Source organism: Leucobacter sp. GX24907 (assembly GCF_053567335.1).
Genome location: NZ_JBSGPD010000001.1, coordinates 574,694 through 598,933, shown reverse-complemented (window position 1 = coordinate 598,933; position 24,240 = coordinate 574,694). Strand labels below are relative to the sequence as shown.

General features: G+C 66.3%; 19 protein-coding genes and 1 tRNA gene. 5 read left to right on the top strand and 15 right to left on the bottom strand.

Annotated features, from left to right (window positions below; translation table 11 throughout):
• Nucleotides 1-143: 143 nt before the first annotated feature.
• The gene (locus tag ACUYV6_RS02755; protein WP_449277110.1) at nucleotides 144-1,088 is read right to left on the bottom strand and encodes a DMT family transporter; all 945 of its coding nucleotides are present in this window, start codon (nucleotides 1,086-1,088) and stop codon (nucleotides 144-146) included.
• 159 nt (nucleotides 1,089-1,247) lie between these two features.
• Between ACUYV6_RS02755 and msrB the strand changes: the two genes are divergently transcribed.
• Together msrB and ACUYV6_RS02745 are read left to right on the top strand one after the other, a co-directional pair.
• On the top strand, nucleotides 1,248-1,682 hold the full coding sequence (gene msrB, locus ACUYV6_RS02750) for a peptide-methionine (R)-S-oxide reductase MsrB (RefSeq protein WP_449277109.1): 435 nt from the start codon (nucleotides 1,248-1,250) through the stop codon (nucleotides 1,680-1,682).
• Between the two features lie 79 nt (nucleotides 1,683-1,761).
• Nucleotides 1,762-2,382: a nitroreductase family protein gene (locus tag ACUYV6_RS02745; RefSeq protein ID WP_449277108.1), complete on the top strand. Its 621-nt coding sequence runs from the start codon at nucleotides 1,762-1,764 to the stop codon at nucleotides 2,380-2,382.
• Nucleotides 2,383-2,437: 55 nt separating this feature from the next.
• On the opposite strand, the gene ACUYV6_RS02740 is transcribed toward ACUYV6_RS02745, so the two are convergent.
• From ACUYV6_RS02740 to secA, 3 genes are all read right to left on the bottom strand, one after another.
• A tRNA-Thr gene (locus tag ACUYV6_RS02740) sits at nucleotides 2,438-2,510 on the bottom strand.
• A gap of 31 nt (nucleotides 2,511-2,541) precedes the next feature.
• Complete coding sequence (locus tag ACUYV6_RS02735) at nucleotides 2,542-3,552, bottom strand: DsbA family protein (RefSeq protein WP_449277107.1); 1,011 nt, start codon at nucleotides 3,550-3,552, stop codon at nucleotides 2,542-2,544.
• Nucleotides 3,553-3,597: 45 nt separating this feature from the next.
• Nucleotides 3,598-6,327, bottom strand: a complete 2,730-nt coding sequence (gene secA, locus ACUYV6_RS02730; RefSeq protein WP_449277106.1) for a preprotein translocase subunit SecA — start codon at nucleotides 6,325-6,327, stop codon at nucleotides 3,598-3,600.
• Nucleotides 6,328-6,530: 203 nt separating this feature from the next.
• On the opposite strand from secA, the gene ACUYV6_RS02725 reads away from it, so the two are divergent.
• The gene (locus ACUYV6_RS02725; RefSeq protein WP_449277105.1) at nucleotides 6,531-7,298 is read left to right on the top strand and encodes a polyprenol monophosphomannose synthase; all 768 of its coding nucleotides are present in this window, start codon (nucleotides 6,531-6,533) and stop codon (nucleotides 7,296-7,298) included.
• A 325-nt stretch (nucleotides 7,299-7,623) separates the two neighbouring features.
• Here ACUYV6_RS02725 and ACUYV6_RS02720 read toward each other — a convergent pair whose 3' ends face one another.
• The 6 genes from ACUYV6_RS02720 to mtrA form a co-directional block, all read right to left on the bottom strand.
• Nucleotides 7,624-8,073, bottom strand: coding sequence for a DUF559 domain-containing protein (locus ACUYV6_RS02720; protein ID WP_449277104.1), 450 nt, complete (start codon nucleotides 8,071-8,073; stop codon nucleotides 7,624-7,626).
• 916 nt (nucleotides 8,074-8,989) lie between these two features.
• The gene (hpf, locus tag ACUYV6_RS02715) at nucleotides 8,990-9,625 is read right to left on the bottom strand and encodes a ribosome hibernation-promoting factor, HPF/YfiA family (protein WP_449277103.1); all 636 of its coding nucleotides are present in this window, start codon (nucleotides 9,623-9,625) and stop codon (nucleotides 8,990-8,992) included.
• Between the two features lie 104 nt (nucleotides 9,626-9,729).
• Nucleotides 9,730-10,032, bottom strand: coding sequence for a phosphoribosyltransferase family protein (locus ACUYV6_RS02710; protein WP_449277148.1), 303 nt, complete (start codon nucleotides 10,030-10,032; stop codon nucleotides 9,730-9,732).
• A gap of 813 nt (nucleotides 10,033-10,845) precedes the next feature.
• On the bottom strand, nucleotides 10,846-12,522 hold the full coding sequence (locus ACUYV6_RS02705) for an LpqB family beta-propeller domain-containing protein (protein ID WP_449277102.1): 1,677 nt from the start codon (nucleotides 12,520-12,522) through the stop codon (nucleotides 10,846-10,848).
• A complete protein-coding gene (gene mtrB, locus ACUYV6_RS02700; RefSeq protein ID WP_449277101.1) occupies nucleotides 12,519-14,171 on the bottom strand; it encodes an MtrAB system histidine kinase MtrB in 1,653 nt (550 codons plus the stop codon). The genes ACUYV6_RS02705 and mtrB overlap by 4 nt, the downstream gene beginning before the upstream one ends.
• 49 nt (nucleotides 14,172-14,220) lie before the next feature.
• Entirely contained in the window at nucleotides 14,221-14,904 is a 684-nt protein-coding gene (mtrA, locus tag ACUYV6_RS02695) for an MtrAB system response regulator MtrA (RefSeq protein WP_449277100.1), read from the bottom strand.
• Nucleotides 14,905-15,199: 295 nt separating this feature from the next.
• Here mtrA and aqpZ point away from each other — a divergent pair, with 295 nt between their 5' ends.
• The gene (gene aqpZ / locus ACUYV6_RS02690) at nucleotides 15,200-15,952 is read left to right on the top strand and encodes an aquaporin Z (RefSeq protein ID WP_449277099.1); all 753 of its coding nucleotides are present in this window, start codon (nucleotides 15,200-15,202) and stop codon (nucleotides 15,950-15,952) included.
• An 84-nt stretch (nucleotides 15,953-16,036) separates the two neighbouring features.
• Here the strand turns inward: aqpZ and ACUYV6_RS02685 are convergent, their stop codons facing one another.
• The 5 genes from ACUYV6_RS02685 to manA all read right to left on the bottom strand — a co-directional run bounded on the left by ACUYV6_RS02685 (nucleotide 16,037) and on the right by manA (nucleotide 22,787).
• The gene (locus tag ACUYV6_RS02685; RefSeq protein WP_449277098.1) at nucleotides 16,037-16,492 is read right to left on the bottom strand and encodes a metallopeptidase family protein; all 456 of its coding nucleotides are present in this window, start codon (nucleotides 16,490-16,492) and stop codon (nucleotides 16,037-16,039) included.
• Between the two features lie 34 nt (nucleotides 16,493-16,526).
• Nucleotides 16,527-17,930, bottom strand: a complete 1,404-nt coding sequence (locus ACUYV6_RS02680) for a DUF5719 family protein (RefSeq protein ID WP_449277097.1) — start codon at nucleotides 17,928-17,930, stop codon at nucleotides 16,527-16,529.
• On the bottom strand, nucleotides 17,927-20,989 hold the full coding sequence (locus ACUYV6_RS02675; protein WP_449277096.1) for a glycosyltransferase: 3,063 nt from the start codon (nucleotides 20,987-20,989) through the stop codon (nucleotides 17,927-17,929). The genes ACUYV6_RS02680 and ACUYV6_RS02675 overlap by 4 nt, the downstream gene beginning before the upstream one ends.
• A 73-nt stretch (nucleotides 20,990-21,062) precedes the next feature.
• Nucleotides 21,063-21,380 (bottom strand): WhiB family transcriptional regulator, encoded by a 318-nt coding sequence (locus tag ACUYV6_RS02670; RefSeq protein WP_449277095.1) that lies wholly within the window; start codon nucleotides 21,378-21,380, stop codon nucleotides 21,063-21,065.
• Between the two features lie 111 nt (nucleotides 21,381-21,491).
• Nucleotides 21,492-22,787, bottom strand: a complete 1,296-nt coding sequence (manA, locus tag ACUYV6_RS02665; protein WP_449277094.1) for a mannose-6-phosphate isomerase, class I — start codon at nucleotides 22,785-22,787, stop codon at nucleotides 21,492-21,494.
• Nucleotides 22,788-22,859: 72 nt separating this feature from the next.
• On the opposite strand from manA, the gene ACUYV6_RS02660 reads away from it, so the two are divergent.
• Nucleotides 22,860-24,221: an O-antigen ligase family protein gene (locus ACUYV6_RS02660; RefSeq protein WP_449277093.1), complete on the top strand. Its 1,362-nt coding sequence runs from the start codon at nucleotides 22,860-22,862 to the stop codon at nucleotides 24,219-24,221.
• Nucleotides 24,222-24,240: the final 19 nt, after the last annotated feature.

Sequence of the window (24,240 nt, the reverse complement as noted above, 5' to 3'; positions counted from 1 at the left end):
CTCAATTCGAGAAGCAGCTTCATGAAAATATCCGACATCCGACGAATGAACAAGTCAGGTCCGAGCTCAGATCCAAGCGAAGCATCGGAGGGGCACAGCACAGGCGACGCTCCCTGCACAAAGAAGGGCCCAGGAGGTAAGAATTACGTCCGTGACGGCGACCTCAACGCCGCGACGATCACTGCGACGAGAGCGATCCCGACCCCGAGCAACAGTCCCCCCGTCACGCCACCCGCGAGCGGGAGCCAGCGTTCGAGCAACACAGACCCGACGAGCTGCCCCGCGACGTTCGACATGCTCAGCAGGAGCACCCCTGCGGTGCGCACGAGGATCGTCGCGATCGCAATGAACACGACGCCCATCAGACCGCCCAGATAGAACCACGGCTGCGTCGGCCACTGCTCGGGCCAGCCGTTCACGACGAGCGATCCTGCAGCCAAGATTGCGAGCGCAGCCGACCCGACCACGAAGTTCACGAACGTCGCAGCGATGGCACTCTGTGACGCGGCCCGCACCAAGCCGTTCACCGCCGACTGCCAAGCCATGCCGGCCCCCGCCAGCAGCGGCACGACCACCAGCCAGATCCGCCCGCCCCCAGCGAGATCCGACGAAACCGACACCGCGACAGCGACTACCGCGAGCACGGTACCGGCGATGCGGGTCGGGGTCGGGTCGACTCGCCCACCCGGTCCGAGACCCACGCGATCCATCACGAGCCCGCCGACCACCTGACCGGCGACGATGCCGACAGTGAACATCGCGACGCCGAGCAGCGTCGCAACGAGCCCCTGGCTCAGCACGAAGAATGCGCCGCACAACCCGCCCAGCAGCCCCCAGACGGGGTACCGCCCGGCCCGCACCTCGACGGCGAGCGTCTTGATCCCGTTTCTCGCCCGGCGCACGGTGAACACGAGCACCGTCAACACCACGAGCCCCGAACCGAACGACACGATGGCTGCGAGATAGCCGTTATCGATGGCCTGGCTCAGGCCGCCGTTGACGCGCGACTGCAAGGCGACCATGGCGCCGGCGAGTCCGGAACCGAGCAGGGCGAGCCAGACCGGGAATCTCGATTTCGTGACAGGCACCCGGCTACCCTACTCCCCTCGCAGGCCCGGCGCGCACCCGCGCGGGCGGGATCTCTGAAGGATCGCTATCCACCCAGCAATCTCCCGTCATCGAGGCAGGCATCCGCACCGGATGCGGCGTAGAGTAGCCTCATCCGAATGCGATCGAAGGAGGCCCCCATGAGTGATCAGACCTCAGGCCACTACGATGTCCAGCTCAGCGACGCGGAGTGGCGCGAGCGGCTGAACCCCGAAGAGTACGCGATCCTGCGCCAAGCAGCCACGGAGCGGGCCGGCACCGGAGAATTGCTCGATGAGGATCGCGACGGCCTCTACCGCTGCCGCGGCTGCGGCAACGAGCTCTTCGTCGCCGGCACGAAGTTCGACTCCGGCTGCGGGTGGCCGAGCTTCTACGAGAGCGTGCGCCCCGGCGCGACCGAGTACATCGAAGACACGAGCCTCGGCATGACCCGAACCGAGGTACGCTGCGCGGCTTGCGGATCGCATCTCGGTCATGTCTTCCCCGACGGCTTCGGCACCCCCACCGGCAACCGGTACTGCATGAACTCGCTCGCGCTCACCTTCGAGGCGGGCGCCGAACCGCAAGAAGCATGAGCACCCCTGTAAGCATGATCACCCCTGAAAGCACAGACGCCGCAGGCACCCAAAGCACCCCAGAACCTCCAGGAGACCGATGACCGACAGCGACTCCCCCCGCTACCCCGTTCGCGACGCCATTCGCGCTCGGCGGTCGCACTCCAAGGTCACCGACGTGGCGCCGACGACTGAGGAGCTGGGAGAGATCCTCACCGTCCTCTCAAGCGTCGCCGATCATTCGAGTCTGCGACCCTGGCGCATCATTGAATTGCGTGGGGATCGCCGAGACCTGCTCGGCCGAGCTCTGGCACAGGCGCACGCCGACGACTACCCCGAAGACGCCGACAGGGATGACGACGGCTACCCGGTGCCGACCGAGAAGAGCCTCGAACGCTACATCGGGAAGGCGCGCCGATCGCCACTGCTGCTCGCGATAGTCGCCCGCGTTCAGCCCAGCAAGAAGGTTCCCGACTGGGAGCAAGAAGCCGTCGCCGCCGGAGTCGCGCACTACCTCGGGCTACTGCTGCAGGAGGCCGGCTGGGGGTCCATGTGGCGCACCGGCCTGCAGACGCGCGGCGAGGCTGTTCGTCGCGCCCACCGGCTCACTCGCGACGAGCGGCTGCTCGGCTGGCTCTACGTCGGTGGGATTCCGGATCGCGACCGTAAATCGAAGCCCCGCAAACCGCTCGAATCCGCCAAATACCTCAGCGCGCTCTAAGCCGCGGCCGTAGCCGCACAGGCTCTGCGCAGAAACGCTTCGCGTTTCTCCTTTGAGCCTCCTATCGGACTCGAACCGATCACCTGCAGTTTACAAGGCTGCTGCTCTACCAGATGAGCTAAGGAGGCGAGGGGCGGCCCGAAGGCCGCCCGAGATATTCTACTCAGACTCCTCCGAAGAATCAGACTCGTCGGCTGATCCGGCGTCGCCCGAATCACCGGACTTCTCATCCGCAGCGCCCTTGTCGTCACCCGACAGCTGGCTGAGCAGCTTGAGCAGGTGCGGCTCGAGGTCACCATCGCGGGTCGAGACCCACTGCTGGCCGTTCACAATCACGAGCGGGGTGGAGCTCAGACGCTGAGGCTGATCCTCAGGGATCAACTGCCCGGTCGAAGGATCCGTAAGCTGCGCCCCCTCTTCGAGGCCGAGCACGTTGACTTCGAGCACCTGCTTCGTGTTCGCCGTGACGAACGGCCCGAAGCGGCGATCCTTCACGCACTGCTTCAGCTCATCCGTGCCTTCGGCTCCCGCGGCCACAGCCTGCTCGATGAGTTCGTCATCGGTGTAGCCAGACGTCCCCTCGGTGGGCTGCACCTCGGCCGACAGCAGATGCTTGTGCAGATTGAAGGCCGACTCCGGCTGCTCCTCGACCACGCAGCTGAACAGGTTCGCAGCGCGCGACGAGTACTTCGTGCCATTTGAACGAGGATCCAGGAAGTTCAGCGGGTACACCTGCAACGTGATGTCTCCACTGCCGACATAGTTCTCAAGCATGTTCCCGTAGGTCTGCTCAAACGAACCACACGCCGGGCACATGTAGTCAACGTAGATCGTGACGTCGAGCGGCGGCTTCGTGCGGTCGACCGCGGGGGCTTCACGCTCTTCATCGGCCTGCAGGGCCGGAGTCTTCACGACCTCGAGATCCTGCCCGAACACGACGCCACCAGAGACCATGTTCTCGGGGCCAGGGCCGGCCGGCTTCAGCGTCTGCATGAGCACGAGGCCGACAACCGCGAGGATCGCCAACACTCCGAGCACCACACCGCCCTGCAGCAGCAGACGCCCGCGCTTCTCGCGACGCTGCTCGGCCTCGCGAGCCAGTCGGGCCTGCTCGCGAGCAGCATCCCGACGCTGACTCTTGGTCGGACGCTTATTGCTCTCCTGTGACATAGTCATCTCCACTGGTGCCGCGCGCAGGCGGCACGTATCGTTTGGCTACTTCTTCGCTCGCCGCTGGGCACGGTTCTGCGGGGCGGGCGCCTCGCCCTCGACCTGCTGGCCGAACGCACCGCGCTGCGCGGGCTTCTTCTGCTTCTGCTGTTTTGCGCCGGCCCCGCTCAGCTGCGCCTCACCATCCTCGCTGGGAGCGCTGTAGCTGAGCTTCGTCTGATCCGGGCCCTGCTGGTCGTCGAGCCCGCCACCTTCGAGATGCACGTGCTCGTCGCCGTTCTTGACCGGACGCACCTGAACCTCAAGGTTGTAGAGCAGCCCGAGGGCCTCCTCCTTGATCTGTCCCATGGTCGACTGGAAGAGCACGTAGCCCTCGCGCTGGTACTCGACGAGCGGATCACGCTGCGCCATGGCGCGCAGGCCGATGCCCTCCTTGAGGTACTCCATCTCGTACAGGTGATCGCGCCAGCGACGGTCGATCGTGGTGAGCACGACCCTGCGCTCGAGTTCGCGCATGGCCTCAGATCCGAGGGTCTCCTCACGGGTGCCGTAGGCGACCTTCGCGTCAGAGAGGATCTCGCTGCGCAGCGCGTCACGGCTGATGCGATCGCCGCCGAACTCTGCGAGCACCTCTTCGATCGTGAGACCGACGGGATAGATCTGCCCCAGGTCCTTCCAGAGCGCGTCGAAGTCCCAGCCGGTGTCGGTGCCATGGGAGTCGAGGATCGCGTCGATGACCTGCTCGCGGAACGTATCGATGCGGCTCTCGATCTCTTCACCGTCGAGGATCTGGCCTCGGTCGTTGTAGATCGCCTTGCGCTGACGATCGAGCACGTCGTCGTACTTCAGAACGTTCTTACGGGTCTCAGCGTTGCGCGCCTCGACCTGCGACTGGGCGCTCTGGATCGCGCGCGTCACCACCTTCGACTCGATCGCGAGATCGTCGGGAAAGTCGCTGCGGTTCATGAGCGCCGCAGCCGCACCCGAGTTGAACAGGCGCATGAGATCATCGGTCAGCGACAGGTAGAAACGGCTCTCGCCCGGGTCGCCCTGACGACCGGCACGACCGCGCAACTGATTGTCGATACGGCGAGACTCGTGGCGCTCGGTTCCGAGAACGTAGAGGCCGCCGACCTCGATGACCTTTTCGGCCTCCTTCGCAACGGCCTCTTTGACCGACGCGAAGACATCATCCCAGGCGGCCTCGTAGGCCTCGGGATCCTCATCGAGCGACAGGCCGCGAGCCGACATCTCCTGCACCGCGAGGAACTCCGCGTTACCACCGAGCATGATGTCCGTACCGCGACCGGCCATGTTCGTGGCGACCGTCACGGCTTTGAATCGACCCGCCTGAGCGATGATCGCAGCCTCACGAGCGTGGTTCTTCGCGTTCAACACCTCGTGACGCACGCCGGCCTTCGCGAGGAGGCGCGAGAGGTACTCGCTCTTCTCCACACTGGTCGTACCGACGAGCACCGGCTGGCCCTTCTCGTACCGCTCAGCGATGTCCTTGGTGACCTGCATGAACTTCGACTCTTCGTTCTTGTAGACGAAGTCGGACTGGTCTTTGCGCTGCATGGGCTTGTTCGTCGGAATCGGAACGACACCCAGCTTGTAAGTCGACATGAACTCGCCGGCCTCGGTCTCGGCCGTACCGGTCATGCCCGAAAGCTTCTCGTAGAGGCGGAAGTAGTTCTGCAGCGTGACGGTCGCGAGCATCTGGTTCTCGGCCTTGACCGGAACGCTCTCTTTCGCCTCGATCGCCTGGTGCATGCCCTCGTTGTAGCGACGACCGGCAAGAATACGTCCCGTGTGCTCGTCAACGATGAGCACTTCGCCGTTGAGCACGACATAGTCCTTATCGCGCGTGAACAGGGCGCGGGCCTTGATCGAGTTGTTCAGGAACGAGATCAGCGGAGTGTTCACCGACTCGTACAGGTTGGAGATGCCGAGGTAGTCTTCGACCTTCTCGATGCCGGGCTCGAGCACACCGATCGTGCGCTTCTTCTCATCGACCTCGTAATCGACGCCGGGCTCGAGGCGTCGCGCGATACGGGCGAACTCCGTGAACCAACGGTTCGCCTCCCCCGACGAGGGGCCGGAGATGATGAGCGGCGTACGGGCCTCATCGATGAGGATCGAGTCGACCTCATCGATGATGGCGAAGAAGTGGCCACGCTGCACGCGATCCTCGGCCGTCGTGGCCATGTTGTCGCGCAAGTAGTCGAAACCGAACTCATTGTTCGTGCCGTAGGTGATGTCGGCGTTGTACTGCTCGCGACGCTCGGCCGGAGTCTGACCGGCGACGATGCAGCCGGTGGTCATGCCGAGCGCACGGAACACGCGACCCATGAGCTCGCTCTGGTAACTGGCCAGGTAGTCGTTGACCGTGACGATGTGGACGCCCTTGCCCGCCAGCGCGTTCAAATAGGCCGGAAGCGTTGCGACCAGCGTCTTACCCTCACCGGTCTTCATCTCGGAGATGTTGCCGAGGTGCAGGTTCGCGCCACCCATGACCTGCACATCAAACGGTCTCAGTCCGATCGTGCGCTTCGCCGCCTCGCGAACCGCTGCGAAGGCCTCAGGCAGCAGGTCGTCGAGGGTTTCGCCCTTCTCGAGACGGGCACGAAACTCTTCGGTCTCCTCCCGCAGCTCCTCATCGCTGAGATCAGAGAACGACCCCTCGAGATCTGCGACGAGCTTCGCCTGCCGCTGAAGCTTCTTCAGGGTGCGTCCTTCGCCTACGCGAAGAAGCTTTTCGAGAACTGTGGCCACGTTGTCTCTCCAGTGCCGTACGGTTGCCGCCCGAAACCCGGGTGGCCTTTCATTGCCGAAATGTGACAACAACGGTTCAGCTTAGCAAGGCGCGGTCGCTCCAGGCTGGGGAAGTTCGGGATACCCATTCGGCCTCCACGCAGATTATTCCCACCTGCGGTGATCCCGTCGCACTCACAGCCCGTGTCCCCGAAGATGGAAGGATGACGGGACGAACCTCGGATGGTGCAGCTTGCAAAGCCCTGGTGATCCTGCCCACCTACAACGAGGTCGCTTCACTCTCCGGCATCGTCGAACGCATACTCGTGCATGCGCCCGACGTCGACGTGCTCATCGTCGACGACGCGAGCCCCGACGGAACCGGCGAGCTCGCCGATCGTCTGGCCGAGACGCACACGCAAGTCGATGTGCTGCACCGCACCGGCAAACTCGGCCTCGGGTCGGCGTACGTGCAGGGATTCCGAGAAGCGATCCACCGCGGATACGCGCGCGCCGTGGAAATGGACGCCGACGGCTCGCACCTCCCCGAGCAACTGCCGACGCTGCTCGCCGCGGCCGATCGCACCCCCGGCCTCGTGATCGGCACACGCTGGATCTCAGGCGGCCGCATCGAGAACTGGCCCTGGTACCGGCGTGCGATCTCACGCACCGGCACCTGGGTCGCTCGCCGCGCGCTGCGCTCTCGCCTGCACGACATCACCAGCGGCTTCCGCGTCTTCGACGCTTCGTGGCTCCGCCGCATCGACCTCGACCTGGTCGACTCGCACGGCTACGGCTTTCAGGTCGAACTCGCCTGGGCGCTCGAACGAGCCGGCTGCCCAGTCTCGGAGACGCCGATCACATTCGTGGAACGCACCGGTGGACGGTCGAAGATGAGCTTCGGGATCGTGCTCGAAGCTCTGACGAACGTGATTCGGTGGGGTGTCGATCTGCGCCTGCGCCCGCACCGCCTGCCGCCCCTGCTTCGCTGAGGCTGGTGGCGCTGGTGGCGCTGGTGGCGCTGGTGGCGCTGGTGGTGCTGGCGGTGCTTTTGCCGGTCTCCCACATCCTTGCCTTGCCAGGTCCTTACCTTGCCCTGCCCAGTCCTTACCTTGCCCAGCCCCTATCCGGCACCCGGCAACCCGTTCCCATTCCCACCCTCCCCACCCAATCCCGCTTATCCGCTTCCCGGCATCTGCCCACTCGAAACGAATCTCGACTTTGGTGAACTTTGGTGTCGCATCGCGCGGGATGCGACACCAAAGTTCACCAAAGTCGTCGAGTTCCAGTCACGCAGATCGCGTGCGTCGACAGCGTTCAGTCGCCCCTGGACCAACCGTGACGTTCCAAGGCGTCCAGCACTAGGTCACGGAGACGAGTGGTGTGTCGATAGAGCATGTCTGCGGTCACCCTCAGCACCTCCCAACCCGCATGGTTGTATCGGCGGTACTTCTCAATGTCGCGGTACCACTGCGAGGCATCGTTCTTGTGATGGGCACCCTCGTATTCGATGACGAGTCGGTACTCGGGAAAGACAAACTCGCTAGTTCCCAGCCACCGGCCGTCGGCGTCGCACACGTCGTGGTCAAGCTCAGGGAGCGGGATCCCCCAAGACAGAAGTAGCAACCGCAAGTGGCTCTCCGGTGCAGAGGCGCTGTGTGGGGACAGGTGTGGCAGCAGACGGCGCAGAACATCGTTGCCGTGCCTGCGTCCCGCTCGAATCGCGAGGCCGAGTTCTTCGAGTTCGGCGTGCGGAGGCCGGCTCAACCTGTCCCTTCTTCCGATACGCGGACGCCGAATGACCGCGTCGCCCAGCGCCACCCCGTCGGCAAAACTGAGCTTCGGAGCGAGCATCGCCCAGGTCGTTACCGGGCAGGTCGCGAGAGTCCCGGCACTCCGGCGCACGCGGACGAGGTGAGACGAGATTCGAGAAGACCGGTATCCGGATTTCTTGGTAGGCGAGCGGTCGTGAGTGCAGCTGACTTCGACGTCATCGTCTTGGCGCACAGGAACGGGAAGCTTCCACAGCACCGCAGCAGTGTGCATCGAGTAGAAGTGACCGGTCGGCAGAAAAGGAGCGAGTACGAGCGCGCGCTCCCTCTGTCGGATGCGCCATTGCTCCGCGCGATGTTCCGACGGATCAGCGCGGAGAATCGAGGCGCGCGCGTACACTCCACTCGCCACACGCAAGACATCGGGAGCTCTTAGTCGCCTCCGTGAGACACCGGCCGCGCGCGCCTGAGCCGCTGAGAAGACGGATCCGAGCGAAACAGGCAGAGGTTGGAACACGCTGGGCATGTGGTCAGGATGTCAACAACAGTGAGCATGGAAATGAGCATCGTGCCGAACCTGGATAACTCGCCCGGGAGACACCATAGGAACCGCCTGTGAGGCGCGACCGATGATTGGCGGGCGCGACCGATGATTGGCGGGCGTGACCGAATGATTGAGAGGCGGAACAGATGAGGGGCGGGCAGGAGGGAAGCTGTTCGGAGTACAACAGACGGGAGAACGGCGGGTAGGAGAGCCGCTGGGAGATAAGCGCTCCGACCGCGTGCGACCTTCTTCCCGGATATGACAGTCTCCCAACGGCATCGCAACAGAACGGCGCGGCCCCGAATACTCGGGACCGCGCCGGGTCACATCAGCTCCAAGCCACATCGGCTCGGGAGGGAGACTTCTATTACTCGTCCTCTCCGAGGCTGATCACACCGTAGTTCCAGCCTTTTCGCCGGTAGACGACGCTGGGCTTGCCGCTCTCGTCCTCGATGAAGAGGAAGAAGTCGTGGCCCACGAGCTCCATCCGGTCGACTGCCGCTTCGATTCCGAGACGCTCGGCCGGGAACTCTTTGGAGCGGATGACAACCGGCGAGTAGTCCCGCTCGGTGTCGCCCTCGTTCTGCACTGGGACGCTGCCGGTCGCGACGGCGGAGAGCACTTCGGCCGATGCGGGCGTAATGTCCACGCCACCGAAATCTCCGGCAGCCGCCTCGCTGAGCGAGGTGAGCCCGCGCCCCTTGTGCACCTTGCGGCGATCTTTGAGGCGACGCACGCGCTCCAGCACTCGTCCGTACGCGATGTCGAAGGCACTGTACTTGTCTCCGCCCGCAGACTCCGCTCGAATGACAGGGCCGGGGCCGACGACTGTGATCTCTACCCGATCGCCGTTCTGGGGGCTGCGATCACTGACCCGCGAAACCCGCACCTCGAACGTTTGCGCCTTGGGGAGAAGCCCGGCAACCTTCTCGCTCTTTGAATCCACATAGTTCTCGAACCTGTCGGTGATGCCGACGTTGCGGCCGCGGATGTTCACTTCCATGGTGACCTCCAGTGGGACTCAGGCGGGTGGCCTCGGTCGGGCGCACCGTTACGCCTTTCTGGAACTCTAGCGCTATCCCGGTGACGCTTTCCACCTGCTTGTCATCATCCGCCTTGTCCGCGCGTGTCGCGACGCACGACTCGGCAGAGCACAACTGCGGCGACGACATGCGCTCCGGCGGCTTGGAGACATTCGCAGGCACCGCGCAGCGTGGCCCCGGTGGTGAGAATGTCATCGATGAGGATCACTTCGCGTCCACGCACAAGCGCTGCACATCGTCGCTTCACGCGAACTTTCCGGGCATTCACCTCCCGGTCGGCGGCGCGAAGCCCGACTTGGCCGACTCGACCTCGACGAGCGCACAGGGCCGAGAGCAGCCACGGACGGTACGCATCCTGGTCCGCCATTCCCGGGGCACGACCGGTACGCAGAGCGCGGCGGACTATGAGCTCAACATGGTGGTAACCGCGTTCGCGGCGGCGAGCACTTCGCGAGGGTGCGCAGATCAAGATCGGCGGAGCCCGTCCCGTCGCACGTTGGCGCGCGGCGGCGAGCGGTGCCGCAAGACGATCACCCAGCGGACGAGCGAATCCGGTACGTCCCTCGTGCTTGCAAGCAACGAGCAGCGACCGCAGCGGCCCCTCGTAACGTCCGGCTGCGAAAACCGGCACTGCAGGTCCGCCATCGGGCGCTCCTACGACCGCATCGCCCTCAGTACTCTCGCCAGAGCGCACCTCAGCCAGGCAGACGTCGCAGCAATCGCGGTCTGCCGCCCCGCAGTGCACGCACTCGGTCGGCCAGACGAGAGCGAGCAGATCAAGCGCGAAGGTACGCAGGCGGGGTGAGCATCGCATAGGTCGATCATCGTCGGCCAATGGTGGCCAAATGTCCCGCACACCCGATATGTGGAGGGATCAGGGCGGTTCTGCACGAAAGACGCTTGTGAGGCGTGACCAGCATTCTGAGCTTCCCGGACTTCTGAGCTTCTCGGACTTCTGAGCTTCTCGGACTTCTGAGCTTCTCGGACTTCTGAGCTTCTCAGACTTCTCGGAGTCAGACGCCGAAGCGCACACAACCGCACACCTACCCGAACCCAGGTGACAACCGCACAGCACCTTCAGGCGTTTCGCTAGCGCTTACAGGCGCTTCGCAAGCACCTACCCGCGCTTCGCAAGCACCTACCCGCGCTTCGCAAGCACCTACCCGCGCTTCGCAAGCACCTACCCGCGCTTCGCAAGCACCTTCACGTCGCTGGCCTGGCGCTGCCAACCGCTGCCCTGCGGCGCGAAGACGTCTCCGTTATCGTCGAGCACTCGCAGCATCGACCGACTGCCGCCGCTCGAGATCTGGGCACCACCGGGCACGCTGCCGGCTTCGCTCGGGAACGACCCCTTCCACCCGACCGTGACCTTCGCGGTGCTGCCCGATTCGGTGAGCACGGCGTAGCGCAGTTCGTCGACCCAGTCGAGGTCGACCGGTTCACCCGCAACCCAGAGCTGCGGCGACGCCATCTCGGTGAGGCCGGTGGGCACGCCGTTGCGGTCGCGAATCACCCCGGCTACGAGCACCTCGCTGCGTCCGCCTCCCGCCGAGACGAGGGCGGCGATCCGACTGCCCTGGGGCGATACTCGGATCGCGATGGGCGTGCGCTCTTCGAGCCACGGCGCATCGAACTGGGCGACTCCGATGCCCGGAGTCGTCACCGTGATCTGCTCGGGATTGCTCTTCGAGTATGTCCAGACGCGGCCGAACACGTCGACACTGGGCCCGAGCGTGCCGTCTGACGCACCGATCACGATGGTGTCGTCGGCAGTCACCCAGGCGACTTCGTTTCCGTTCACGGTCGCCGCCCCGCTCAGGTCGTACGCGAGCGAGATCGCTCGCGGATCCTGCGCACTCACCCGCTCCGACAGATCTTCGAGCGGCTCGACTTCACCACCGACGAGCAGACCGAGCTCACCATCCTGCAGGGCGGCAGCACCCTGCTCCTCAGCCCCTATTGGTCCTTCGTCATCGATGCCGACGTTGCCCTCGGCGATGAGCGCGCCATCGGCGAAGAGCTCGAAGCTGGTGAGCCCCTGCACACTCTGCAGGCTGGCTGCGACCTGCCGCTCGATCTCGTCTTGCTCTCCGGCTTCGATATCGAGCACCTCGCTCGAGAGGTCGATGCGCGCGGTGCCATCGATAACTGGCACGGAGCTCGTCGTCAGCGACGTGCCCGCAGGGAACCCGGTGTGCACGACGCCCTGCCGGTCTTCGCCGGGGCCTGCAAGCAGTTCGGCGAGGATCTGCGTGGCAGTACTGGCACTGTTCACGAACCAGCGTGTTTCAGGGACGAGCCGATCCGGCCCGCTGATGAAGTAGACGGAGTGCGCCGTCCAAGCCACCTGGAACGTCGAACGATCCAAGATGATGCCGTTGGGCGCCGACGAGATGCGCCACTCGTCATTGATCTTCTCGAACTCGAAACGCACCTCGGTCTCGGGGCCGGGCGGCACCGGCGAGAGCACCCCGTTCTGGGTGACGGAGGCGACGGCGGGCAGCTCGAGCACACCCACGTCGTCGCCCACTGTGTGGTACTGGCGCTGCCCTTCATCGACGAGCACTTCGCTGTACGGATCCCACTGACGCGCGTAGTCGGGAGAGAGGAACTCGCGGGCGGTCGCGTAGTCGTCGGCGCTGGACGATGCCGCGATGACGAAGCCGCGAACGATGTCCTCCTGCGATGAGCCGGCCACAGGGCCGCTCGGCGCGAAGAGCACCTGCTGCTCCGACTGCAGCAGGTCTGACAGGCCGCCCTGCACCGGCCCGGAGTCAGGGATCGCCTGGCAGGCGGTGAGCCCGAACGCGGCGATCGCGATGGCCGCGATCGCTCGAGAGAGTTTCCGGATCCTCATCGCGAACCTTCCTTTCGCACTCGCCGCTTGGGCCGCCACAGCCAGCCCCCGCTCATTTCATCGGGGTCGTCGGAGTCGACGTCCTCGGGCACGAGCGGGATCGGCGAGACGAAGCTCGCCGAACTTTCGCCGCGGGGCAGGGTGAGGCGGAAGCTGCTGCCCTCACCGGGTCGCGACCACACCTCGAGGTGCCCGCCGTGCACAGCGGCGTCTTCTCGTGCGATGGCGAGCCCGAGCCCGGTACCGCCCAGGGTGCGTTTCCGCGAGGGATCCGCGCGCCAGAATCGGTCGAAGACACGGGTCGCGGATTCTGCGGTCATGCCCACGCCCCAGTCGCGTACCGCGATCGCGATCGCGGCGGAGTTCGAGTCGACGGTGACGAGGATCGGCCCGCCCTCGCCGTGCTCGATGGCGTTGCCCACCAGGTTGGAGATGATGCGACGGATACGGCGCGCGTCGACCTCGAGCGGCGCGTAGCCGCCGAGCGTGCGCACCTCGATCGGGCTCTCGGAGACCGGCCGCAGCCCGTCGACGACCTCTTGCGTGAGCGTCACGAGGTTGGTGGGTTCGGTCTCGAGCGTGACGCGACCGGCGTCGTAGCGAGAGATCTCGAGGAGGTCGGTGAGCAGGGTTTCGAAGCGCTCGATCTGGGCGCCGAGCACTTCGACGGCGCGCGCCTGGGCGGGCTGCAGCTGCTCTTGCGACCCGCGCAGCACCTCGCTCGCCAGCCGGATCGTCGTGAGCGGCGTGCGCAGCTCGTGCGAGACGTCTGAGACGAAATGCTGCTGCATCTCCGAGAGCTCGTCGAGCTCCTCGATGCGCGACTGCAGCGTTTCGGCCATGAGGTTGAAGTTCTCGGAGAGCAGGTCGAAGTGCTCATCATTCTGCAGCGGCATGCGCGCGTCGCTCTCGCCGGCTGCGAGCCGACGACTCGCGGCGGCGGCGGCCCGGATCGGCCGGAACACGAGCCGCACCATCGTGAGCACCAGGATCACGACGAATGAGAGCAGTACGACCGCCGTGACCCCGAGGGTGCGTTGGATGCTGCCGAGCGACTCCTGGGTGTCAGAGAGGCTGTAACCGATGAAGAGGTCGTAGTTGCCGGCGCCCGATGGGAACGTCAGCTGTGAGGCGACGACGATACCCGGGCCGGGTTCGCCGGTGTCCTCGCCGAATGCGACGGCCTGCCAGTACTGCGGCAGCTCGGCGTCGACCGCTGATGACGCGAGCTCTGGGGAGAGGGCCTCGACGAGCCCGGGAGCGGTGGTGTAGCTGAGCGGGGCCTCAGACATCGCGAGTTGGCCGGGCTGCCGCCGCACGTAGATCATCTGGCTGGCCGACGTGTCTTGCACCGTGCGCCGCACCGAGGCGAAGAGGGTCGACAGATTGCCGCGATCCGAGGTGTCTGCAGCATCGATCTGCCGCTGCGCCGCGACGGTCGCGCGCGCCGAGTCGTCGAGCGCCTGGTCACGACGGGCGTCGTAGAGGTCGCTGCCGATGGTGGTCAGGATCGCCACTCCCGAGATCAGCACCATCGCCGTCGTGATGAGACCGGTCAGCACCATGGTGCGCACCATGAGCGAGCGCTGCCAGAGTTCGCGGAAGGGTCCGAATACCGGTTGGGTCAGGAGGCTCCAGCGCAGGGCCACCCGGCGCCATCCGCGCTTGAATGCGGATGGTTCACCTTCGTGTTTCGAGTCAGTCGGACGGGCCACCGGCTCGATATCCCACTCCGCGCACGGTCGTCACGATGGTCGGGTGATCGGGATCGCGCTCGATCTTCGCGCGAAGACGCTGCACATGCACGTTCACCAGACGAGTGTCGGCCTTGTACTGGTATCCCCACACCTTGTCGAGAAGCACCTCGCGGCTGAATACCTGCTGCGGCTTGCGGGCGAGGATCACGAGCAGGTCGAACTCGAGCGGGGTGAGCGGAATCACCTGGTCTTCCCGGCGCACTTCGTGCCCGGCGACATCGATATCGAGATCGCCGATGCGCAGCGTTTCGGGGGTTTCGTCCTGCGGCTCGCGCAGCCGGGCGCGGATGCGCGCGATCAACTCGGCCGGGTTGAACGGCTTGACGACGTAGTCGTCGGCACCGGCTTCGAGTCCGCGCACCACATCGGTGGTGTCGGTCCGGGCGGTGAGCATGATGATCGGCGTGCCCGAATCGGCGCGGATCGCCTTGCACACTTCGATCCCGTCGAGTCCGGGCAGCATCACATCGAGCAGAACGAGGTCGGGACGATATTCACGGAACGCGACAATCGCTTGCTCGCCGTCAGCGGAGGACTCCGTTTCGAATCCTTCGCTTTCGAGCACCATGCCGAGCATCTCCGCCAGGGCCCTGTCGTCGTCGACCACCAGAATCCGTGCACTCATACTGCTCAGTCTATGGCTCACAGGGCGGATCAGCCGGATCACGCGGAATATGCCAAGAGTTGCACGGGATACCCGCAGGTCGTCGGCAATACCTACAGAACGCTGGCAGGCGGTGCAAGATTCTGCAGGCATGTGCAAGACGCAGGCGGTGGCTGCGAATGAAATTCGAGGATCACTCTCCCCTTGCGACCGCCCGTGCAGTAATGTCGGCCCTAGCCGCCCACGCCGAAGACAGCTGTGGACCGTTGCTCGGAGTCGGTGCGCACTACGACGCCATCTGATGAAAGGGCCCGCAATGTCTTCAACCACTCTCGCCCCTCCGTCCACAGGCTCTCGTCTGGCCGCCGAGGCGATCGGCACGTTCGTGCTGGTCTTCGGCGGTGTCGGCACCGCACTGTTCGCAGCCGGGTTCGCCGGCGATCCGGGAGCCCCCGTCAACGTCGGGTTCCTGGGCGTCGCTCTCGCCTTCGGCCTCACCGTGCTGGTGTCGGCCTACGCATTCGGCCCGGTCTCGGGCGGCCATTTCAATCCGGCCGTCACTCTGGGACTCGCCGCGTCGGGGCGCTTCGCCTGGAAGGACGTCGCCGGATACATCATCGCCCAGCTCGTCGGCGGGGTTCTGGCCTCGACCGCACTCTTCGGCATCCTCGACGGACGCGACGCAGGCTCCTTCGCATCCAACGGATACGGGGAGGAGGGGTCCCCCGGAGGCTACAGTCTGCTCTCGGTCGCCCTGATCGAGGTGATCCTCACGGCTGTGTTTGTGCTCGTGATCCTCGGTGTCACTTCCGAGAGCGGCGCCCCCGGCTTCGCACCGCTTGCGATCGGCCTCTCGCTGACACTGATCCACCTGATCTCGATCCCGATCTCGAACACGTCGGTGAACCCTGCTCGCTCGATCGCGGCGGCCATCTACGGTGGCACGCTGCCGCTCAGTCAGCTGTGGGCGTTCATCGTCTTTCCGATCGTCGGCGGCGTGCTCGCCGGGCTCATCTTCCACCCGCTGCTCGGTCGCGTCGCACGGGTCACCCGCCTCGCCGGGGAATAATTGACCGGGAGATGACCACCGGGGAGCGATCTCCGGAGAGAGATCGTGTCGCGAGGCGCGAGTCTCACCGGGGAGTGATCGCCCTCAGTAGTGCTCGAAGCGTCCGGGGAGCAGTTCCCAGGGTTCGCGCCCCAGGTACTCGCAGACCGCGAGGTACACGCAGTGTTCGATGAACAGGCGTCGGTGCTCCGCGTCGTCGACGTGGAGCACATTCGCGCGTTGGATCGGCACGCGGAACAGCATGATCGTCGATGAGGCTCGGTCGATCGAATAGTACTGGGGCAGGCTGCTCGTGCCCTGCCCGGTCGGCACTGTTTGAAACCCGACGCGTACTCCGTGCAACTCGTCGGGGAACTGGTGCTGCAGGTATTCGACGGTGCTGCGTGCGTACAGCTCGAACGTGGCGAAGCGGCTCTGGGGGTTCGGCAGCGTGGGGCCGGTCAGCGACGACCGGATGGGTCGTCGGCCGTGCCTGCGGGCCTGAATCGGCTGCGCCTCCCTGGGCGCGGTCCTCTGGCTCGAGCGCGATCGGCGGAACATGCGCTCAGTCTAATCACTCTGCCCGGGCGCGGGCTCAGCGCGGGAAGACCGTCAGGTCGACCTCGCGGTCAGCGAGGGGCAGGATCGGGTAGCCGGCGACTGTGTCAGCGGTTGCGACCCGCACACCCGCATGAACCGGGCGGTCTGAGGTGATGAGTGCTCCTGCGGGGGCTTTCACTCCGCGGGCAGCGCCCGGCTCGACCGTGACTTCGGCGGGCTTGCCTTTTCCGTCGGCGCGCTCGACCGTCACGGTCGCGGTCTCTTCGCCGGGGTTCATGACCACGAGGGTTCCTCCGTCGACCACGGGCGCGGCCGTCGAAGCGTCCGCTTCGATGACCGGCGCGGGCGCAAACCAGGCGTTGTCGTGCTTGTCGTCTGCGTTTGCTGATCCGAATGCACCACCGACGACGGGAACGTTCGAGTCCACGACCAGTGCCGTGGCGCGCTCGGGCCAGTGCTCGACACGGAGGTCGGAGACGACGCCCGGCTCGAGGTCGACCGTGCCGAGCTCGGTGCTCTTGCCGTCGGCGCCGATTGCGCGCACCACCGCGGTGCCGGCCTGATCGCCGGGGGCGAGGAGGCGCGCGCGTACCGGGAACTCGTCGACATCGCCGACGTCAGAGGCGGTCTGATCGTCATGGTCGTTGCGGTTCGTGAGCCCGGCGAAGACGAGGGTCTGTTCAGGATCGAGCTGACGACTCACCGTGTCAGCCCCGACCGGGGTGATGTCTTTCACCTGGCCGACGCCGAGGGACGCGGTGACCGTGGCGCCGGTCGTGACGACGCGCACCGCGAGACGCTCCCGGTTCGGCGCGTAGCCGTTGAGCGATACCGTGCGCTCAATGCCGGGCGGCACCAGCACGCCGGCCGTCTGCGACGATTCGACCTGGCCGTTCTCGTCGTACAGCGTGATCTGCGCGGTCGCGGGCAGCTGCCCGGGGTTCCCGAGACTCAACGTGGTCGAGACGCCGGTGGTGGTGTCGCCGCCGACGAGCCACTGCTCGTTGACCGGCTCCGCGCAGATACTCGCGGTGACGCCTCGGGCCTCTTCCGTCGACACGGTCTGTCGCTGCGCTGCAGCCGAAGGTTCACCGGGCGATGCGACCTGCACCGTCGGCAGGCTCCCCGATCCGGCGTTCTCGCGCGCTAGCTCCTCGGTGTCATCGGATGCCCCCGCGCGGGTGACCTCGGCCGAACCCGTCGGCACGGCGAGACTCGGGTCATCCGGGTCGGCACCGAGCTCTGCAAATGATCCTGCACAGACGAGCACACGGCGCGCGTCTTGCTCCGTCGTCACCGTGATCGAAGGGGCCTCAGCCTGCACCGTCGGCAACGGCAGTACGGCGACCATCACTGCGGCGGTCGCAGCCGTCGCGGTGATCAGCAGTCCGGTCACGGCTCGGGCTCCGCCGCGCAGCAATCGCTTCCGATCGGTCATCGCGCACCCCCCTCGTCCGTGCGGTTCGTCGGCGCATTGCTGTCCGGAGCACTGCTCTCCGGCGCGTCGGTCTCAAGCGCGCCGGCATCGACGTCGGAAGCCTCGGTGCCGGCAGCATCGGTGCCAACCGTTGCAGGATCGACAGTTTCGGGATCAGCGTCCGCGGTGTCTTCGACGACGTCCACTGGTCCACCGTCCGCCGACGCACCAGCCGCCACCCGCGCACCGCGGCGCTTGGAGGCGCGCTTGCGGCGCGGGGGTCGCTCAACGACCTCTCCGGTCGGCAGCGCCAACAGCACCAGGCCGAGCAGCACGACCAGCTGCACCCACCACAGGGTCTTGTGCCAGAGCGACTCGATGCCGCCGGCGAAGAATCCGCGGTGATCGATCAGGGCGACCTCATCGGAGCTCTGCTCGTCGCTCGGCACGGCGCGCCAGAGCAGGCCATGATCGGTCTGCCCGGCACTCGCGAGAGCAGCATGCTGATCGAAAGTCGACTGAAGCTGAGCGCGTTCCCCGCCGTCACCCCCATCGGCGAGCAGCACGAAGCCGATGCGTTCGCCTGCGAGCTGCTGACCGAGCGTGGAGCCTCCGGTGCTCGCGAGGTCGCCGACGAGTTCGGCGAGCCGCTGGTCCGACGGCGTGGTGTCGGGGTTGCGCTCGGCTGTGCGGATGCTGTCGAGCGTCGTGCCCGCGCCGCGCACGATTTCGGCACGCACCTCGTGGGAGCCTTCGGCGGTGAGCACGAGGGTGCGCACTTCGGGGTCTGCGAGTCCTGCGGCCTGCACGATCGCAGGCATCTGCTGTTCGCCCGGCTGCATCCCGGTGTTCGCGGTGATGAGCTTCACCCCGAGCGGGGCGACAGCGATCACGGCGGTGACAAGCGCGACGGCGGTGATCGGGCCCGCGGCGCCCAGCAGCACCCGGGTGCCGATCGCGGCGAGAGTGAGCACGGCGAGCCAGTAGACGGCCAGGCCCGAACCGGTCCAGAGCGGCGCGGTCTGGGATCCCACAACCGCGAGATTCAGCGAGAGCGCGGCGAAGGCGGTGAGCAGTCCGAGCCCGCCGAGCAGCGAGTTCAGCAGCGTCGCCGAGATGCGGCCGGTGAAGATCCCGAGCAGCGCGAGCAGGGCGATGAGCAGCATGAGCACGCCGACGAGCAGCGTGGCAGGCGGGCCGCCGAGCCCGATGGCGTCGAAGATGCCGCCCCAACCCTCGAGTCCGAACTCGGGGAAGCCGAGCATGAGGTGCCAGACCGTACCGGCTTCGTAGAGCGGACTGATACCCGGGTCGAGCAGCGCGTCGAGCGGGCGACCGGCCCGCACACTGTGCAGCACGAGCGGCAGGAACAGCACGGCCGGAGCGATCGCGACGCCGATGACACGGGCGGCGCCACGCGGCGAGATCACCGCACCGACGATGAGCAGCACGGCGGCTGCGGGCAGCAAGATCGGTGCGCAGGCGAGCACGATCGCGGCGAGCAGCGAAGCGGTGCCCGCCCAGCTCCACGATTCGCGGCACCGGGTCGCTGCGAGCAGCAGCCACGGCAGCACCACAGCAAGCACGAGGGTCGGAAGTCGACCCGAGTCGAGCGAGCCGAGCAGCACGGGGCTCACGGCCCAGCCGAGGCCGAGAAGTGCACGGCCGGCTCGGGATTCCGTGAGCTGAGCCGCCCAGACCCAACCACCCATCGCCGCCAGGGGAATCGCGGCGACATAGAGCAGCACGATCGACAGCGACGGGTCCCAGAATGTCAGGGTGCCCAGCACGGCGAGCACCCAGGTGAAGGGGTCGGCAGGCATGCCGGTCGACGACGAGCGCGTGTTCGCCCACAGTTCGCGGAAATCGCTGAGCGGGGCGAGTGCACCGCCCGTAAGACTCGTGTTCGCGAGCACCCACCAGGTGAGCACGAGCGAGACCAGCACGGCGGCGATGAGCACCGCGAGCCCGCCTGTGGAGATGAAGTGGATCTCTTCGCGCCGTCGCCCCTGCGCTGCGAGGATCGCCTCGCGATCGATCATGCGCGCGGTGCGCACGGTCTTGCCGTCGACGCGCAACGGTTTCACCGCCGGCCATCCGGCTGTGGTCGTCCGTTTGATGCTGCGTCTGGAGGCGAGGATGCGCAACGGATGGAAGAAGACGCGCATGGCGGCGCGGATCTCGCCGATCATCTGCCCGGGCTGCTCGCGGATCAGAGCCCAGAGCACCCTACCAAGCCCGTAGAGCGGGAGCCCGAGCCACATGAAGAAGGCGACGACCGCGGGGGCGTACGAAATGCGCCGATGAGTCTGCGCGGCACGATCCTCACGGTGCGCAGCCCGCAGCACCGCACGGCGACGCTCGATACGCGGGCCGGCGACACCGAGCTGCCCGAAGCGCACCTTGGCGAGCGGGGCGACGACGACGCGGTGGCCGGCGAGACGGGCGCGCACGCACAGGTCGAGGCCGTCATCGACGACGGGCAGCGCAGGATCAAAGCCGCCGAGTTGCTCCCAGACGTCTCGCCGCACGAGCATGCCTGCCGAGCTCACACCCAGCACGTCCTGGAAGTGGTCGTACTGCTGCTGATCGAGTTCCTGTCGACGCAGCTTCCACCGGCTGCCGAAGCGGGTGAGGCTCTGCCCGAGTTCGATGATGTGATCGGGGCGATCCCAGTCGACGAGCTTCGGGCCGACGACGGCGACCGACGGCGCGCTCTCGACGGTGCGCAGCAGCCGAGCCAGTGCTTTCGGCTCGGGGCGGGTGTCTTCTGCGAGCAACCAGATCCACTCGGGGCCGCGCCGCTCGCTCGACGCGTCGGCGTTCTCAGATGGCTCAAGATTGGGGATGGCTTCGAGCCCCTGCGCGACCGCCGCCCCGAAGGGCAGGCGCCCACCAGTCGACACGACGTGCGTGGCGCCGCCCTCGGCGAGCTGCGCACGGACGCGCTCACTGCTGCCGATGCCGATGCCGATGACGCGGTCGGGGGTGCGCGTCTGATCGCCGAGTCCCTCGAGGGTCTGCTCGAGCCACTCTCCGCCCTGCTGGGCGACCACAACCACGGTCACTGATGCGCGCATATCGCGTCAAGCATAGGGGCGCGATCTGGCAGGCGGCTGGCGCCATGCCGTAGAGACCCGCAAGGAGGGTGTGTTACATCGCTTCGCGGCGCAGCTTGCGGCGCTCGCGCTCGGAAAGGCCACCCCAGATTCCGAAACGCTCGTCGTTCTCGAGCGCGTACTCGAGGCACTCTGAGCGAACTTCACAGCCTTCGCAGATGCGCTTGGCTTCGCGGGTAGACCCGCCCTTCTCAGGAAAGAAGGCTTCGGGGTCGGTTTGGGCGCACAGTGCGTCCGCCTGCCAGGAGAGCGCTGCGTCGTCATCGTCGCGTCGTACTCCAGGAACTCCGAGGAATACCGGATCAACGAACCAATCGCCCGGAACTCGGGACTCGGCGCTGTCGTGATGCACTCTGCGCTCCCCGTTTCTCCGTTTGTCGTCCACGTCGCGGCTGCGACGTCTCCGACAATTACACCGTTGTGATTCGTTCAAGTCAAGCCGGGAAGTCTAAACCCTCAAGCATTACTTGAGGGTGATCTCCTCGCGGCGTGTCTGGAAGCCCTCACCCACAGTGGCGAGAAACATCTCGCCGGTTCCCCTCACACGAATGTCTCCTCCGGCCGATACGTAGAGCGACTGCCCCCGGCCCACAATCGCGACTTCCGCCAGCTCCGCATCGACCCGTTCGACCCGCATTCGACCCGATGTCGCGATGAGCACCGTCGGGCATGACACCGAGACACGCACCTGCTCAGCACTGCCGGCGTGGGGGAATACTTCGTCGTCGGGCTCGTGCAGCCGCGCACGCATCAGCCGGAAATCGGGCACCCCCGGCTGCCAGGCGAGGAGCCCCGGCGCGAGTTGCTCGGCCGGGAAGCGAGGATCCTCCAGTTCGGTGGTGTCGACGATGCGCAGCAGTTCCGCACGGTCGACGTGCTTCTGGGTGAGCCCGGCGCGCAGCACGTTGTCGGAGGCCGCCATCACCTCGACGGCGATGCCGCCGAGGTAGGCGTGCAATTGACGGGCGCCGAGATACACGGCCTCTCCCGGCGCGAGCCGCACGAGATGCAAGAGCAGGGAGATCAGGATGCCGGGGTCATCGGGATGGGCTGCCGAAAGGCTCCGCAGCGCCCAGAGACGCAGCGCTTCCACTTCCTCCCCTTCGGACGACGTGGTCTCGAGCGCCCCAACGGCCGCCACCACGGCGCGCACCGTCGCCGTCACCGAGGGATCCTCTCCGAGTGCCCATTCCAGGAATTCCCGTCGCAACTGTTCGGGATCCCCACCCTTCAACCGCTTGCGCGCGGCGGCGAGCGCGTCGCGCGAGGCTCCTTCGGGCAGGGCCTTCGAGAGTCGTTTGAAGTCGCGCCGGGTGTCGTCGAGCGATCGGAAACCGCACAGCGCGGTCACGTCGCCGAGTGCGACGAGCAGTTCGGGCTTGTGGCACGAGTCGCCGTAGTTGCGCTCCGGGGCATCGCGCGCGATGCCGGCTGCCTCCTCCGCCGCGAATCCGGCGGCAGCCTGCTCGGCGTCGGGATGCACCTGCAGCGACAGCGGCGCACCGATGGCGAGCACCTTGAGCAGGAAGGGAAGTCGCCCGCCGTCGACACCGTAGCGTTCGGGATCGCTCTCGATGAGGTCGATGAGGGTGCGCCGCCCCGACCCGGAGTGCGCGAGGTGCGCCGGCGATTCGGGGTGCGCGCCGAGCCAGAGCTCTGCCTGAGGTTCACCGGTTTCGGCGGTGCCGAGCATGTGCGGCAGCGCATCGCGCGATCCCCACACATAGCTGCGCGGGGTGTTCTCGATGAAGATCAGCACCTGGCTCCAGACCGGCGCGATCTCCGCCTCTCTCGGCTGGGCGGAAGGGCGCCATGCCCTACCATACCGACTATGGCAGAGAGCAGAACCAGGCTCGGTGTGAGCGCGTACGCGATCGTCGTATTCGTCTACGCGCTGGGAGCCAACGGGGTGCGCAACCTGCTGCATCTGTGGGGCTTCTTCGCCGGCGTGATCGTGCTCCTCGTGATCGGCGCAGTGATCTTCGCGCACCTGAAGCCGGAGCGCTTCCGCTGGTATCGGCTGCCGTCGCCGCTGTACTGGTTCCTCGCCCTCGCCGCGCTGTCGATCGCGTGGTCGCAGTACACGGCGTGGAGCGCGATCGGAGTCACCGCGCAGCTGGTCACGACCGCCATCGCGGTAGTGCTCGCCTTCGTGCTGACCTGGCATGAACTGCTGCGCACGCTCGCGAGTGCGCTGCGATACCTGCTCGCGATCTCGTTGCTGTTCGAACTCTGGGTGTCGACGTTCGTCGGGCACCCGGTGCTGCCGTGGTGGTACGAGCAGCCGGCACCGGGTGAGGAGGCCGCTTCGAAGCTGCTCTACTGGAGCCGCGACCTGCTGTTCGAGGGCGGCATGATCCAGGGCATCGTCGGCAGTTCGGTGATTCTCGGATTCCTCGCCCTGATCGCGCTCATCGTGTTCGCGGTGCAGCTGCGTGCGGGGCTCGTGCGGCCGTTCACCGGCTGGTTCTGGGTCGCGATCGCTGCGGTGACGCTCGTGCTCACGCGCAGCGCCACGGTCTGGGTGTCACTGCTCGCCGTCGCTCTGGCTTTGGGGCTGGCGCTGTGGGCCAGGCGTCTGGGCCCGGAGCGCCGCGTTCCGCTCTACGTCGTCGCAACAGCGATCGTGGTCGCCGGTGTCGCGACGGTGCTCTTCGCCCGCAGCTTCGTCTTCGGCCTGCTCGGCAAGAGCGGCACGATGACCGGACGCACCGAGACCTGGGAGGCCGTCATCTCGCTCGCCGAGCAGCGCCCGTGGTTCGGGTGGGGCTGGGTGAGCTACTGGCCGACGTGGATTCCGCCGTTCGACAGCATCGACACCAAGGCCGGGCTCCCGGTGCCGAGCGCGCACAACGCATGGCTCGATGTGTGGTTCCAGCTGGGCATTGTCGGTGTGCTCGTCTTCGCGCCGCTCGTCGTGCTGACGTTGTGGCGCGTGTGGTTCCGCGCGGTCGATCCGCCGCGCCGCGGCCCCGGGCCCGCGCTGCCCTACGCGACCAGTGCGCTGTGGCCGCTGCTCGTGATGGTCGCGCTCGTGCTCCAGTCGCTCACCGAGAGCCGGCTGCTCATCGAGTGGGGCTGGCTGCTGCTCGTGATCTTCGCCGTGAAATCACGCTTCGATTTCGCATTGCCATCGAACGATGCCGAGCCGCGCAAGCAGCCCTGGCGTCGGGTACCGATTCCCCGCACCTGATCTGCCGCACACCCGCGCC